The organism is Enterobacter sp. BIDMC 29, assembly GCF_019378755.1.
In the GTDB taxonomy this organism is placed as follows: Bacteria; Pseudomonadota; Gammaproteobacteria; order Enterobacterales; family Enterobacteriaceae; genus Enterobacter; species Enterobacter ludwigii.
In genome coordinates this window covers 136,055-150,818 of record NZ_CP080000.1, presented here as the reverse complement: position 1 = coordinate 150,818, position 14,764 = coordinate 136,055, and the positions used below count along the sequence as shown (strand labels likewise).

General features: G+C 52.9%; 13 protein-coding genes. 3 read left to right on the top strand and 10 right to left on the bottom strand.

The window, feature by feature from the left end; translation table 11 throughout:
- Positions 1-28 precede the first annotated feature (28 nt).
- A complete protein-coding gene (gene cof / locus JTA15_RS00700) occupies positions 29-847 on the bottom strand; it encodes an HMP-PP phosphatase (protein ID WP_219372740.1) in 819 nt (272 codons plus the stop codon).
- 101 nt (positions 848-948) lie between these two features.
- Here cof and JTA15_RS00695 point away from each other — a divergent pair, with 101 nt between their 5' ends.
- Together JTA15_RS00695 and queC are read left to right on the top strand one after the other, a co-directional pair.
- Complete coding sequence (locus JTA15_RS00695) at positions 949-2,649, top strand: SgrR family transcriptional regulator (protein ID WP_219372739.1); 1,701 nt, start codon at positions 949-951, stop codon at positions 2,647-2,649.
- A gap of 66 nt (positions 2,650-2,715) precedes the next feature.
- The gene (gene queC / locus JTA15_RS00690; protein WP_219372738.1) at positions 2,716-3,411 is read left to right on the top strand and encodes a 7-cyano-7-deazaguanine synthase QueC; all 696 of its coding nucleotides are present in this window, start codon (positions 2,716-2,718) and stop codon (positions 3,409-3,411) included.
- A gap of 60 nt (positions 3,412-3,471) precedes the next feature.
- On the opposite strand, the gene JTA15_RS00685 is transcribed toward queC, so the two are convergent.
- The 9 genes from JTA15_RS00685 to bolA form a co-directional block, all read right to left on the bottom strand.
- On the bottom strand, positions 3,472-3,870 hold the full coding sequence (locus JTA15_RS00685; RefSeq protein ID WP_014168875.1) for a YbgC/FadM family acyl-CoA thioesterase: 399 nt from the start codon (positions 3,868-3,870) through the stop codon (positions 3,472-3,474).
- Between the two features lie 99 nt (positions 3,871-3,969).
- Positions 3,970-4,350: a helix-hairpin-helix domain-containing protein gene (locus JTA15_RS00680; RefSeq protein ID WP_040016787.1), complete on the bottom strand. Its 381-nt coding sequence runs from the start codon at positions 4,348-4,350 to the stop codon at positions 3,970-3,972.
- A gap of 148 nt (positions 4,351-4,498) precedes the next feature.
- Positions 4,499-6,370, bottom strand: a complete 1,872-nt coding sequence (ppiD, locus tag JTA15_RS00675) for a peptidylprolyl isomerase (RefSeq protein WP_020885208.1) — start codon at positions 6,368-6,370, stop codon at positions 4,499-4,501.
- 212 nt (positions 6,371-6,582) lie between these two features.
- A complete protein-coding gene (gene hupB / locus JTA15_RS00670; protein WP_002444653.1) occupies positions 6,583-6,855 on the bottom strand; it encodes a nucleoid-associated protein HU-beta in 273 nt (90 codons plus the stop codon).
- Positions 6,856-7,065: 210 nt separating this feature from the next.
- On the bottom strand, positions 7,066-9,420 hold the full coding sequence (gene lon / locus JTA15_RS00665; RefSeq protein WP_014168872.1) for an endopeptidase La: 2,355 nt from the start codon (positions 9,418-9,420) through the stop codon (positions 7,066-7,068).
- A 183-nt stretch (positions 9,421-9,603) separates the two neighbouring features.
- Positions 9,604-10,878, bottom strand: coding sequence for an ATP-dependent protease ATP-binding subunit ClpX (clpX, locus tag JTA15_RS00660; protein WP_020885209.1), 1,275 nt, complete (start codon positions 10,876-10,878; stop codon positions 9,604-9,606).
- Positions 10,879-11,004: 126 nt separating this feature from the next.
- Positions 11,005-11,628, bottom strand: coding sequence for an ATP-dependent Clp endopeptidase proteolytic subunit ClpP (clpP, locus tag JTA15_RS00655; protein ID WP_020885210.1), 624 nt, complete (start codon positions 11,626-11,628; stop codon positions 11,005-11,007).
- 260 nt (positions 11,629-11,888) lie between these two features.
- On the bottom strand, positions 11,889-13,187 hold the full coding sequence (tig, locus tag JTA15_RS00650) for a trigger factor (RefSeq protein ID WP_014168868.1): 1,299 nt from the start codon (positions 13,185-13,187) through the stop codon (positions 11,889-11,891).
- A 330-nt stretch (positions 13,188-13,517) separates the two neighbouring features.
- Positions 13,518-13,835 carry a transcriptional regulator BolA gene (gene bolA / locus JTA15_RS00645; protein WP_013095855.1) on the bottom strand — a complete coding sequence of 106 codons (318 nt, stop codon included), beginning with the start codon at positions 13,833-13,835 and terminating at the stop codon, positions 13,518-13,520.
- Between the two features lie 304 nt (positions 13,836-14,139).
- Here bolA and JTA15_RS00640 point away from each other — a divergent pair, with 304 nt between their 5' ends.
- A complete protein-coding gene (locus tag JTA15_RS00640; RefSeq protein ID WP_014168866.1) occupies positions 14,140-14,718 on the top strand; it encodes a lipoprotein in 579 nt (192 codons plus the stop codon).
- The last annotated feature ends 46 nt before the right edge of the window (positions 14,719-14,764 follow it).

The window sequence follows — 14,764 nt, the reverse complement described above, 5'->3', positions numbered from 1 at the left end:
CGGGGTCTGGCTTGCTGGAAGGGTCTCACTATTCGGGGGAATATGGGAGGTTGTTGTTGTCCAGCCAATGCGTCAAAAAATGAGACACTGCTTCGTTACCGCAGTGTCCGATAACCGGTAGATGGGGAAGCTCTGCCTTCAACTGCGGCATCGCATTTCCCATGATCAGACCGCGACCAACGCTGCCCAGCATTTCGCGGTCGTTCATGGCGTCGCCAAACGCCATACATTCCTGCATCGTTAAGCCTAAGTGATCGCTCAGTACCGCCAGCGCCGATCCTTTATTACACCCAACCGGCAAAACCTCGAGACAGTCCACCGCTGAAAAGGTCAGGTGTGCCCGGTCGCCTAACGCGTCATTCAGTTGAATGCGTAAGCGACAAAGATCGTCATGATCGCCGCAGAAACAGATCTTCGTCACCGCGTGAGCCGGAATACGGCGCAGATCGATGAGCTGATAGCGGAAACCACTGTAGACATGGGCGTGCAGCAATGCCGGAATGTCATGCCCGGTAAACCAGCCGTTATCGTTAAAGACATGAACGCTGGCCCGGGTGTCCCAGGTGCTGTGCAGGACGATATCTGCCACTTCCGGGTTGAGATCCTGACGGTGGAGAACATCGCCTTCGACAGAGTGAATGCGCGTCCCGTTGCCGGTAATAAGAAAAGCATCCAGGGAAAATGCCCCCAGCAAATGGCGCATCTCCAGCACATGACGGCCGGTGGCAAACGTCAGGGTGACATCACGTTCGTGCAGGCGCTTAAGAGCACTCAGGGTTTTCTCACCCAGACGGTGATCCGGCATTAACAACGTACCGTCCATATCAAACGCAGCGAGACGAGCCATGATTACTCCTGAAATGTGATGCGGTTAACTTGTGCATCAGTATTGCGTGAGATATACGGAAGTAATAGTGAATAGATGATAATTATTGTTCAGGGTTTCTCATGCGCCAGCTTAACCGACTCAACCAGTACCACCGTTTGTGGCAGCCTTCCGCTGGCGCGACGCAGCAGGCCACCATCAGCGAGCTGGCCGCCCGCTGTTTTTGCAGCGAACGGCATGTCCGTACGTTACTGCGTCAGGCGCAGGAGGCGGGCTGGCTTAGCTGGCGAGCGCAGTCTGGCCGCGGTAAGCGTGGGGAGCTGACTTTCCACGTCACCCCGGAGTCACTGCGCAATGCGATGATGGAAGAGGCGCTGAAGCGTGGGCAGCAGCATAACGCGCTTGAGCTGGCCCAGCTGGCACCGGAGGAGCTGCGGTCACTGCTTCATCCGTTTTTAGGCGGCCAGTGGCAAAACGATACGCCGACGCTGCGCATTCCCTATTACCGCTCGCTGGATCCACTGCATCCCGGCTTTTTACCCGGTCGGGCGGAACAGCATCTGGCAGGACAGGTTTTTTCCGGGCTGACGCGTTTTCACGGTAACAGCAGCGAACCGACGGGCGATCTTGCCCATCACTGGGACGTGTCGGAGGACGGGCTGCGCTGGCATTTTTATATTCGCTCCACGCTTCACTGGCATAACGGTGATAAAGTCGAAACGGTCCAGTTACAGGAGAGTCTGAATGCGATGTTGACGCTCCCGGCCATGCACAGGCTTTTTCAGAGCGTGCTGCGCATTGAAGTTACCCATCCGCAGTGTCTGACGTTTATTTTACACAAGCCCGACTACTGGCTGGCGCATCGGCTGGCAACCTATTGCAGCCGTGTGGCGCACCCGGCACAACCGATGACAGGCAGCGGACCTTTCAGGCTCACCGCGTATAAGCCGGACCTGGTTCGTCTGGAAAGCCATGAGCAGTATCACCTTAGCCACCCGCTACTGAAGGCCATCGAGTTCTGGATCACCCCTCAGCTATTTGATCAGGGGCTTGGAACCAGCTGCCGGCATCCGGTACAAATCGCCATCGGAGAGCCTGACGAACTGACCCGTTTGCGGCTAGTGAGTAACAGCATCAGCCTGGGGTTTTGCTACCTCACGCTGAAGCGCAGCCCGCGTCTTAGCGAAATGCAGGCAAGACGCCTTATCAACATCATTCACCTCTCAACGCTTCTGCATACTCTTCCTCTGGATGAGGGGCTTATCACCCCAACGCAGGAGTTGCTGCCGGGCTGGCGTATTCCTGAGTGGCCGGATCTCACGGATGTCCCTTTGCCTGAGACGCTGACCCTGATTTACCATCTGCCCGTCGAGTTACATACCATGGCGAGTCAGCTAAAAGCGTATCTTTCCCGCCAGGGCTGTGCGTTAACGGTCATCTTTCACGATGCCAAAACGTGGGACGGATGTCAGCATCTTGCCGACGCGGACCTTATGATGGGAGATAGGCTGATTGGCGAAGCACCGGAATACACCCTTGAGCAGTGGCTTCGCTGCGATGCGCTATGGCCGCACCTGCTGAGCACGCCGCAATATGCCCATCTGCAGGCGACACTGGATGCCGTTCAGACTCAGGCTGACGAGCATGCCCGGCATCGCGGGCTGAAAGCTATTTTCACCCAACTCATGGAGAGCGCGGTGCTGACGCCGTTGTTTAACTACCAGTACCAAATCAGCGCCCCCCCGGGAGTCAATGGCATACGGCTTAACACCCGCGGCTGGTTCGATTTCACCGAAGCCTGGCTCCCGGCCCCCAAATCGTGAAGAAGCTGGTCGTCGCCGTAGTCAGACGGTAACATGATGTTTTTACCGTAACTGTCGAGATGATTTATGAAACGTGCCGTCGTCGTGTTCAGCGGAGGACAAGATTCCACTACCTGCCTGGTTCAGGCGCTTCATCAGTACGATGAAGTTCACTGTGTCACTTTCGATTATGGTCAGCGACATCGCGCTGAAATCGACGTCGCCCATGAACTGGCGCTGAAACTGGGCGCGCGCGCGCATAAGGTGCTGGACGTTACGCTGTTAAATGAACTGGCCGTCAGTAGCCTCACCCGCGACAGTATTCCCGTTCCTGACTATGAACCTGATGCCAGCGGTATTCCGAACACCTTTGTGCCAGGCCGCAACATTCTCTTCCTGACGCTGACGGCGATCTACGCCTACCAGGTGAAAGCCGAAGCGGTGATCACGGGCGTGTGTGAAACCGACTTCTCCGGGTACCCTGACTGCCGTGACGAGTTCGTGAAGGCTCTCAACCACGCCGTGAATCTGGGGATGGCAAAAGAGACGCGCTTTGAAACGCCACTGATGTGGCTTGATAAAGCGGAAACCTGGGCGCTGGCAGACTACTGGGGCAAACTGGACATGGTTCGCAGCGAAACCCTTACCTGCTACAACGGCATAAAAGGTGATGGTTGTGGCCAGTGTGCGGCCTGTAATCTGCGCGCAAACGGACTGAATCACTATCTGGCCGATAAAGCGGGCGTGATGTTGGCGATGAAGAAAAAAACCGGGCTCAAATAAGCCTCTTTGACCGTGCTGGCGAACAGAATATCGACAGCACGGGTCATGAACACAACGCGCTTAGACGATCATCAACTGCAGTTTTTCCCGCAACTCCCCTTCCAGCGGCAACGCTTTCTGGGTTTTCAGATCGATACAGACAAAGGTGATCAGCGCGTCGGCAACGGCCTGGCCTTCAGGATCCAGCGTCACCGCCTGGGTTAACACGCCGCTCTTGCCGTTTAACTGTTGAAGCTGGCTGGTGATGGTCAGCACATCACCCAGCACGGCCGGGCGACGGTAGTTGATATTGATGTTGACGACCACGAACGCGATGTTGTGCGCGGTCATCCACTGAAAGCTTTCGCTGCTTTCCAGACCGTCCCAGCGCGCTTCTTCAAGAAACTCAAGATAACGGGCGTTGTTGACGTGCTGGTAAACATCGATGTGGTAGCCGCGTACTTTGATTTTTGTCTGCATAGCGCAATAGCCTTTACTGTTGTTATAGGATAAGAGGTCATGACTGGTATGACCTCTTTATCCTGGCAAAATTTTGCCGCCGTGCAAGTAATTATGTGATTACAACGTCAGGTGTGAGAGGTTGCGCTCAACCAGCGCTCCGCCCATACCGGGCACTTGCTTAAGATCGTCAACCGTTTTGAAAGGACCGTACTCTTCGCGATAGCTGACTATCGCCTGCGCTTTTTTTAGCCCTACGCCATTCATTACCCGGGCGAGATCCTCTGCCGATGCCGAATTGATACTGACTCGCGTACCGTCATCATCCGCGCTTTTTCCGGCATCCGTGGCTTTCGTCTGGCCAGCTGCGGGTGCCGCTGCGTCAGACCTGGTTTGCACCGCCGGTGTTTTCGCCGCAGGTGTCGTCGCCAGCGCACCTGCGCTCATCCCGGTGGTGGCAATCGCCAGAGTAATGAACAAAGCCTTGATTCCACATTTCATGCTGTTATCTCCTTGTTTGTTGACAGCCAGGCCACAATATCCAGCGTTATAACCCGGTACAAATGGCAGATTGCAGAAATGGAAAAGGCCGCGAAAGCGGCCTTTAGTTATTGCAGAGCGTTACGAAAATATGCGAGCAGATACGTAATTATTGCTGCTGAGTCATCACGTCACCGAGCTTGATTTTGGCTTCTGTGCGCAGGTTGCTCATCATCGCTTCGAAAGCAATCTGGGCATTGTTCTGGGTAATACCCTGCACCATCGCTTTCTTCTGCTCTTCAGGCATCGTGCCTGCTTTCACATCGTCCAGCGCGAGCAGAACGACGTTACCCTGCATATCGGTAGTGGTACCGAAGCTTGGTTTGTCCTTCGCAGGCAGGCTCAGACCGAACGCTGCCTGACTGACAGGATCCTGACCGGTACGGCTCAGCGTTTTTGGCTCACCGAAGCTCAGACCTGCCGCTTTCAGCGCATCCTGTTTACCCGCTTTCAGGTCAACCAGAATCTTCTCAGCATCCAGTTTTGCCTGCTGTTCCGCTTTGTTGTGCTTAACCTGAGCAACCACCTGATCTTTCACTTCTGCCAGCGGTTTAATCGCTTCTGGTTTGTGCTCGCTGACGCGAAGAACAAACGCACGATCGCCGTCGACGGTAATGATGTCAGAGTTGCTGCCCGGCGTGCCGTTCTCGCCAACCAGACCACCGTTGAAGATGGCATCAGCAACCGGTTTGAAATTCAGCTCTTCCGGCAGGTTATTACGACCGAACCAGCCGGTCTCAACCGCTTTCACCCCTGCAGCCTGCTCAGCACCCGCCAGAGATTCGTTGTCATTGCTGGCAGCATCACTGACTTTCTGTTGCAGCGCGTAGTAAGCATCCAGCGCTTTTTCCTGCTTCACTTTCGCTGCGATATCATCGCGAACGTCAGCCAGCGGCTTGGTTTTCGCGGCCTCGATGTCATCCAGACGCGCCACCAGGAAACCAACGGAAGATTTAATGACACCCGAAAGCTGGCCTTTGTCTTTCAGACCGGCATTTTTCAGTTCGTCAGGCGTGGTGCTCTCTTCCAGCCAACCCATATCACCGCCGTTTTTAGCAGAGATAATATCGGTGGATTTTGCTTTCGCGAGGGAGGCGAAATCAGCGCCCTTATTCAGCTCATCCAGCACGGCTTTGGCGTCTGCTTCAGTTTTGGTCTGGATCACGCTGTAGCGGTTACGCTGCGGCTGAGTGAACTGATCCTGATGCTGATCGTAATAAGACTGAATTTCCGCGTCAGAGGCTGTTTCCTGCAGCGCGGCAGCATCCAGCTTGATGTAGCTCACACGGAACTGTTCTGGAGCAACGAAGTTACTCTTGTTCTGCTCGTAGTAGGCGTTAATGTCCGCGTCGCTAACCTGCTGCTTCGCCGCCAGAGCATTCACATCGATGGTCGCTTCACGTACCACGCGCTGCTGTGCAACCAGGGCTGCCAGCTCTTCCGTCTCACCTTTGAGCATGAAATCAGTGCCAACGACGGCATTGATGAGCTGTTGGGTTGTCAGTTGATTACGCAGAGCCTGAGCGTATTGATCGGCAGTCATGCCCATCTGATTAATGATGCCGTTGTAACGCGCATTGTCGAATTTGCCGTTAGACTGGAAAGCCTGAGTCGATAAGATGGCTTTTTTAACCTGCTCATCGCTGATGCCCAGCCCCAGTTTTTTCGCGTATTGATCGAGCAGCGCTTCGTCGATCAGACGGTTCAGGGTCTGTTGGCGCAGGGATTTCATATACCCTTCGTTTGCCGCGAGTTCAGAGAATTGGTCGCCCAGCTGTTGCTGCATACGGTTACGTTCACCGGCAAAAGCATTCTCGAACTGACCACGGCTGATCTCCTGGCCATTCACTTTTGCGGCATAGTTCGCGCCACCGCCGATAAGGTAACTGCTCACGCCGGTCAATATGAACGACACGATAATGATACCGAAAATAATCTTGAGCACGAGACTGTTAGCAGCCGTGCGTAAGCTGTCCATCATGGTGTAACAACACTCCGCTGTAGGTGACTGGTTACCTGACGCTAACGGAAAATCCTGCCCGTCGCGCGTAAAGGCGTATTGTGACAAGAAAACGGTGCGATTGTCAGCCCACAACTCGCATAAACTCGCACAAATCAGGCCTGGACAAACAAAAAAGGCACATCAAATGATGCGCCCTTGTACTATTCGGCTTCCCTGAGATGGGAAAGCAATCAGTTTACTGCGTCTTTCAGCGCTTTACCTGCACGGAAACCCGGCACTTTAGCGGCAGCAATGGTGATCTCTTTACCGGTCTGAGGGTTGCGGCCAGTACGGGCAGCACGCTCTTTAACAGCAAAAGTACCGAAGCCTACCAGTGCAACGTCGTCCCCAGCCTGCAGAGATTCAGTAACAGAAGCAATTAATGCATCTAACGCACGTCCAGCTGCAGCTTTAGAAATATCAGCACCAGCAGCAATTTTGTCAATCAGTTGAGATTTATTCACTGTTCTCTTCCTCTCTTTATAATTTATATCGCGCCTGAATCCTTCACAACGCGACCGCGCAGCAGTTATATCAGGCCTGCCATGACCTTACAACACCCGTTGTTGATGGCTGGCCTAATCAGCAATCTAAATTAGCTATACAAAAAAAGGCTGGCAAGTGCGAAATGACTTACCAGCCTTACTTTTATTGACGCTCTTTGCGCGAGGTCACTATTTTGCGGTTACAACCTGCATTCCGGAAGGTTCATTCTGCAGGGCGAGAGTCAGAACTTCCTCAATTCGCTTCACAGGATGAATCTGCAGATCGGCAATCACGTTGTCCGGAATCTCTTCCAGGTCGCGTTTATTTTCGTAAGGGATCAATACGGTTTTGATCCCACCACGGTGTGCCGCCAGCAGTTTTTCTTTTAACCCACCGATTGGCAGCACCTGGCCACGCAACGTGATCTCACCGGTCATGGCCACATCGGCACGCACCGGGTTGCCGGTAAGGCAGGAAACCAGTGCGGTACACATGGCAATACCTGCGCTTGGGCCATCTTTCGGCGTTGCCCCTTCAGGCACGTGCACGTGGATATCGCGTTTCTCGTAGAAATCAGGGTTAATGCCCAATTTCTCCGCACGCGCGCGTACCACGGTCAGCGCGGCCTGAATCGACTCCTGCATCACTTCACCCAGAGAGCCGGTGTAGGTCAGCTTGCCTTTACCCGGGACACAGGCGGTTTCAATGGTCAGCAGATCGCCACCCACTTCCGTCCATGCCAGACCGGTGACCTGGCCCACGCGGTTTTCATTGTCCGCACGACCATAGTCAAAGCGCTGAACGCCCAGATAGGCATGCAGGTTGTCGCCATTGATCACGATGTGTTTCAGGCTCTTATCCAGCAGCAGCTGTTTAACCGCCTTACGGCACAGTTTAGAGATTTCGCGCTCAAGGCTACGCACGCCCGCTTCACGGGTGTAGTAGCGGATGATGCCAATAATCGCGCTGTCCTCAACGGTCAGCTCGTTGGCTTTCAGCGCATTACGCTCAATCTGCTTCGGCAGCAGGTGCCGTTTCGCAATGTTCAGTTTTTCGTCTTCGGTATAACCGGAGAGACGAATCACTTCCATACGGTCCAGCAGCGGCGCCGGAATGTTCATGGAGTTCGAGGTCGCGACAAACATGACATCGCTCAGGTCGTAATCCACTTCGAGGTAGTGATCGCTGAACGCCACGTTCTGTTCTGGATCAAGAACTTCCAGCAAAGCAGACGCCGGATCGCCACGCATGTCCGAAGACATTTTGTCGATCTCATCGAGCAGGAACAGCGGGTTTTTAACGCCCACTTTCGCCATCTTCTGGATCAGTTTACCCGGCATAGAACCGATGTAGGTACGACGGTGACCGCGGATCTCCGCTTCATCGCGTACGCCACCCAGCGCCATACGGATATACTTACGTCCGGTCGCTTTGGCGATGGACTGACCCAGAGAGGTTTTCCCTACCCCCGGTGGTCCCACCAGGCAAAGAATCGGGCCTTTGATTTTGTTCACACGGCTCTGGACTGCGAGGTACTCAAGAATGCGGTCTTTCACGCGCTCAAGGCCGTAGTGGTCGGTATCCAGGATCTCCTGCGCCTGACGCAGGTCTTTTTTGACCTTGCTGCGGGCATTCCAGGGAACCTGAACCATCCATTCGATATAGCCGCGCACGACGGTCGCTTCAGCCGACATTGGAGACATCATTTTCAGCTTCTGCAGTTCTGCTTCGGCTTTCTCTTTGGCCTCTTTCGGCATTTTCGCCGCGTCGATCTTACGCTTCAGCGCTTCGTTTTCGTCCGGCGCGTCATCCATCTCGCCGAGCTCTTTCTGAATGGCTTTCATTTGCTCATTCAGATAGTACTCACGCTGAGATTTCTCCATCTGCTTTTTAACGCGGTTACGAATACGCTTCTCAACCTGCAGCAGATCGATTTCAGACTCCATCATCGCCATCAGATATTCCAGACGTTCGTTAACGTCGGACATCTCCAGAACGGACTGTTTGTCAGCCAGCTTCAGCGGCATGTGTGCAGCGATGGTGTCCGCCAGACGCGCAGGATCGTCGATGCTGTTCAGCGACGTCAGCACTTCTGGTGGGATTTTCTTGTTCAGCTTGATATAGCCTTCGAACTGGCTAATCGCGGTGCGCACCAGCACTTCCTGCTCGCGCTCATCCAGCTGAGGTGATTCAAGGTACTCTGCCTTGGCAGAGAAATGCTCGCCATCGTCAGACAGGGTGGTAATACGCGCACGCTGCAAGCCTTCTACCAGCACCTTAACGGTGCCGTCAGGCAGCTTCAGCATCTGCAAAATAGAGGCCACGGTCCCGACGGTGAAAAGATCGTTTACACCCGGCTCATCCGTTGATGCTTCTTTCTGCGCCACCAGCATGATTTTTTTATCATGATCCATGGCGGCTTCGAGGCAACGGATAGATTTTTCCCGCCCTACAAATAAGGGTATGACCATGTGCGGATAAACCACCACATCGCGCAACGGCAATACGGGGATTTCAATGCGTTCAGAACGCTCAGGATTCATAGAGCTCTCTCTTAGTTTAGTGTCCGCCAGGTAAACTGGTCATGTCACTGTGCTTCACATAACCATTAACATGTATCCAGTATATGGGGATGTTTCCCACACATTCAACGCCGCGTATACGGAAAAATAAAAGGGGAGATAAAATCCCCCCTTTTTGATTAACTGCTTGTATGATTTGGTGAATTATTCGCCAGATGCCTGTTGAGCTTCCGGCTTGCCATAAATCAGCAATGGCTTGGTCTGGCCGCTAATGACCGACTCATCAATCACCACTTTCTCAACATCTTCCATCGACGGCAGATCGTACATGGTGTCAAGCAGCGCCGCTTCCACGATAGAACGCAGGCCACGCGCACCGGTTTTACGGATCATCGCTTTCTTGGCAATCGCGTCCAGCGCTTCGTCACGGAATTCCAGCTCAACGCCTTCCAGATTGAACAGCGCCTGATACTGCTTGGTCAGCGCATTTTTCGGCTCTTTCAGGATCTGGATCAGCGCGTCTTCACTCAGTTCGTTCAGCGTTGCCACAACAGGCAGACGGCCAATGAACTCAGGAATCAGACCAAACTTGATCAAGTCTTCTGGCTCAACCTGTGACAGCAGCTCGCCTTCGTTCGGCTTTTCAGACGAGGCTTTCACCGTCGCGCCAAAACCAATGCCGGAGCCGGTTTCAACACGGTGAGAGATCACTTTATCCAGACCGGCAAACGCACCACCACAGATGAACAGGATCTTGGACGTATCAACCTGCAGGAACTCCTGCTGAGGATGTTTACGGCCACCCTGCGGTGGAACGGCTGCAACCGTACCTTCGATCAGCTTCAGCAGCGCCTGCTGCACGCCCTCACCCGATACGTCACGGGTGATGGACGGGTTGTCAGATTTACGGGAGATCTTGTCGATCTCATCGATGTAAACAATCCCGCGCTGCGCTTTCTGTACATCGTAATCGCATTTCTGCAGCAGTTTCTGGATGATGTTTTCTACGTCCTCACCCACATAACCGGCTTCGGTCAGGGTGGTGGCATCGGCCATTGTGAACGGAACATCCAGCAGACGCGCCAGCGTTTCAGCCAGCAGCGTTTTACCGGAACCGGTTGGGCCGATCAGCAGAATATTACTTTTACCCAGTTCTACGCCATTGCTGGTATCACCGTTACGCAGGCGTTTGTAGTGGTTGTATACCGCCACGGCGAGCACTTTTTTCGCCTGCTCCTGACCGATGACATAGTCGTCAAGATGATGACGAATTTCATGCGGCGTTGGCAGCGCGCTGCGCTCGCGGTGAGGTGCTACTTCTTTAATCTCTTCGCGAATAATGTCGTTACATAAGTCAACACATTCGTCGCAGATATACACGGACGGCCCGGCAATCAGTTTACGCACTTCATGCTGGCTTTTGCCGCAAAAAGAGCAGTACAGCAGTTTGCCCGAACCATCTTTGCGTTTATCTGTCATGAGTCCAAACCTCTTTTTAAGTTCTTTGTGCCGCACATGACGACGCAAATGCCATTTTCAGACGCAAGCTGCTTTTAGCAACATGCCGCCCTACCTGAGTATAGCGGCACACTCGCGTCACGGGCATCAATTACGATGGGTCAAAACGGAGTCGACTAAGCCGTACTCAACAGCCTCAGAGGCAGAGAGGAAACGATCGCGCTCGGTATCGCGCTCGATCTGCTCAAGAGATTGACCCGTATGCTGCGCCATAAGTTCATTCATGCGCGCTTTTACTTTCAGAATTTCGCGGGCGTGGATTTCAATATCCGTCGCCTGCCCCTGATAACCCCCCAGCGGCTGGTGAATCATCACGCGGGAATTTGGCAGGCAGAAACGCTTACCTTTAGCCCCTGCGGTTAACAGGAACGCACCCATAGATGCAGCCTGCCCCATACAGATAGTGCTGACATCTGGCTTGATGAATTGCATGGTGTCATAAATGGACATACCTGCCGTGATCACGCCGCCCGGGGAGTTAATGTACAGGTAAATGTCTTTTTCCGGGTTTTCCGCTTCCAGAAACAGCATCTGCGCCACGATCAGGTTAGCCATGTGGTCTTCCACCTGGCCGGTCAAAAAGATAACGCGCTCCTTGAGCAGACGGGAATAGATATCAAAAGAACGCTCACCACGTGAGGTCTGTTCAATAACCATTGGCACCAGAGCCATATGGGGTGCAAAGTTATCTCGTTCGCCACTGTATGACATTTCCGTCTCCTGGATCAAAATTGAAAACACCTGCTGTACTGATTGTAACCTTACGGACGGATTATCAGCCAGTCTCAATCATCGTGATTACACACTTATGGGGTTCATACTGCCCTATTTCAAGCATAACAACCTTTTGTTGTTACGCTAACACTGAAAGGGCGTTTTAGCACTCTTCCTGGGGTAAAGCCGTGATAAAAAAAACCCGTCGCCGGAAGGCAACGGGTTTTTTGTTCAAACTTTAAACCCTGGGGGCGAAATTACGCCTGCTGGTTCATCAGTTCGTTGAAAGAGGTCGCTTTTTCGGTCACTTTCGCTTTCGCCAGTACCGCTTCAACAGCCTGCTCTTCCAGTGCAACATTGCGCATGTTGTCCATCAGCTCTTTGTTCTTACCGTAGAACTCGATCACTTCTGATGGATCTTCGTATGCAGAAGCCATCTCTTCGATCAGGCCTTTCACACGCTCTTCGTCAGCTTTCAGCTCGTGGGTACGAATCACTTCGCCCAGCAGCAGGCCAACAACAACGCGGCGTTTAGCTTGCTCTTCGAACAGCTCGCGTGGCAGTTCCATCGCTTGCTGCTGGTTGCCACCGAAACGCTGTGCAGCCTGACGGCGCAGAACGTCGATTTCGCTGTCAATCAGGGCAGCCGGAACGTCGATTTCGTTCGCTTTTACCAGACCGTCAATCGCCTGAGATTTCACACGGTTACGTACAGCGCCGTTCAGCTCACGTTCCATGTTTTTACGCACTTCGGTACGCAGACCGGCTACAGAACCATCTTCCACGCCGAAACGCTTGATGAATTCTTCAGTCAGTTCAGGCAGTTCGCGCTCTTCAACTTTCTTCAGGTTGATAACGAACTTCGCTGCTTTACCTTTCAGGTTTTCAGCGTGGTACTCTTCCGGGAAGGTCACGTCGATGGTGAACTCTTCGCCCGCTTTGTGACCTTTGATACCGTCTTCGAAGCCTGGGATCATACGACCCTGGCCCATTGCCAGTACGAAGTCAGACGCTTTACCGCCTTCGAACTCTTCGCCGTCTACAGAACCGGTGAAGTCGATGGTCACACGGTCTTCCGCGTCAACAGCACCTTCTTTCTCTTTCCAGTTCGCCTGCTGCTTACGCAGGGTGTCCAGCATGCCGTCAACGTCTTCGTCAGTCACGGAAACAACAGGTTTTTCAACTTCGATAGATTCCAGACCTTTCAGCTCAACTTCCGGGTACACTTCGAACTCTACGGAGTAGGTGAAGTCTTCGCCCTGTTTGTATTCGCCTGGAACGTAATTCGGCGCACCGGCCGGATTAATTTTTTCTTTGATGATCGCATCAATAAAGTTGCGGCTCATCAGTTCACCCAGCACATCCTGACGCACGGAAGCGCCATAACGCTGAGCAACAACATTCATCGGTACTTTGCCCTTACGGAAGCCGTCAATACGTACTTTTTTTGCTACGTTGACCAGCTCGCTTTTCACAGCAGTTTCGATGCTGTCAGCAGCGATAGTAATCGTTACACGGCGGCCAAGGCCTTGAGTGGTTTCAACTGAAACTTGCATCTTGTTACCTCAAAAAAATCACAGTGCTCGGTCAACTCTGAATCTGTCTGTTATACCGGGATGCTCTCTTAGTGCAGATTCACATTCCCTGTCGCCAGAATCATCCCGAAGACATTCATTAAGACGCGGCATTATAGCGGCATCACTTAGGTGAGTCGAGAACGGTTGGGGCATGTTGCTGCGGCTTTTTTCACACTTTAAGGCTATTTTTAGCCTTAAAAACGCACCATCCGCTCAAAACTCAGACAAAACAAAACGGCCCGGAGGCCGTTTTGAGGAAATCTGTATGCAACATACTGGAAAAGCTCCAGCCGTTGCAAATCCGATTTATCAGGCGATGGTGCCTGCGCCGCGACACGGCGGCGATGCAAATACCGTATCCTGCAAGCCTTCCCATTCCTTAATGGTATAGGTGTGCAATGCCAGCGCATGTACGGTTGTGGAGAGTTCTTCCGTCAAGGTGCTGTAGATCAAGCGATGTCGGTTCAGGAAACGTTCTCCCGTGAAGCGATCGCTGACCAGAACCACTTTAAAGTGGCTTTCAGAACCTGCCGGCACGTTATGACGATAGCTTTCGTCGACGACTTCGAGGAACACAGGGTTGAACGCTGCCCTTAATTTATCTTCTATCTGTTCACGTATCATCATGAAATCACTCCTCCGACAACGCCAGGATGTCACCCATCCCTTTAAATATTAGCCGCTTTTACCGTTTCCATTACAACAAGACAACAAATATTTAGCTTTCGTCTTATTTTCTCATTCAGACGAATGAAGTTCACTGTGAGACTCATACCTTTTGACCTTCGCGCGTGGAGAAAAAGGCGGGGCTGGTCAGTTTTCGGACAAGGCGATGAATTTACATGCGTTGACCACTTCCCCTGGCCGTTAGCGATGTTATGATGGCGGCAATTTTTCTCTGTAATGCTTACGATTCGTTGAGAACCTGAAAATGTTAAAAAAACTCTTCTTTCCGTTGGTAGCACTTTTTATGCTGGCAGGCTGCGCTACCCCGCCTACAACCATTGATGTCTCCCCTAAGATTACCCTGCCTCAGCAGGATCCTAGCCTGATGGGCGTAACCGTGAGCATTAACGGTGCCGATCAGCGTCAGGATCAAGCCCTGGCTAAAGTGACCCGCGACAACCAGCAGGTGACGTTGACCGCCTCACGCGACCTGCGCTTCCTGCTGCAGGAAGTGCTCGAGAAACAGATGACTTCCCGCGGCTATATGATTGGCCCAAGCGGTGCGGTTGATCTGCAGATCATCGTGAACAACCTGTACGCTGACGTGTCCCAGGGTAACGTTCGCTACAACATCTCCACCAAAGCGGATATCGCCATCATCGCGACCGCGAAGAACGGCAATAAGATGACCAAAAACTACCGTGCGAGCTACTCTGTTGAAGGCGCGTTCCAGGCGTCCAACAAAAATATTGCTAACGCGGTTAACAGCGTGCTGACTGACACCATTTCCGATATGGCGCAGGACACCAGCATCCACGACTTCATCAAGCAAAACGCGCGTTAATCCCGCTTCCTGACCCGGTGTTTCACCGGGTCAGCTTTATATGAAC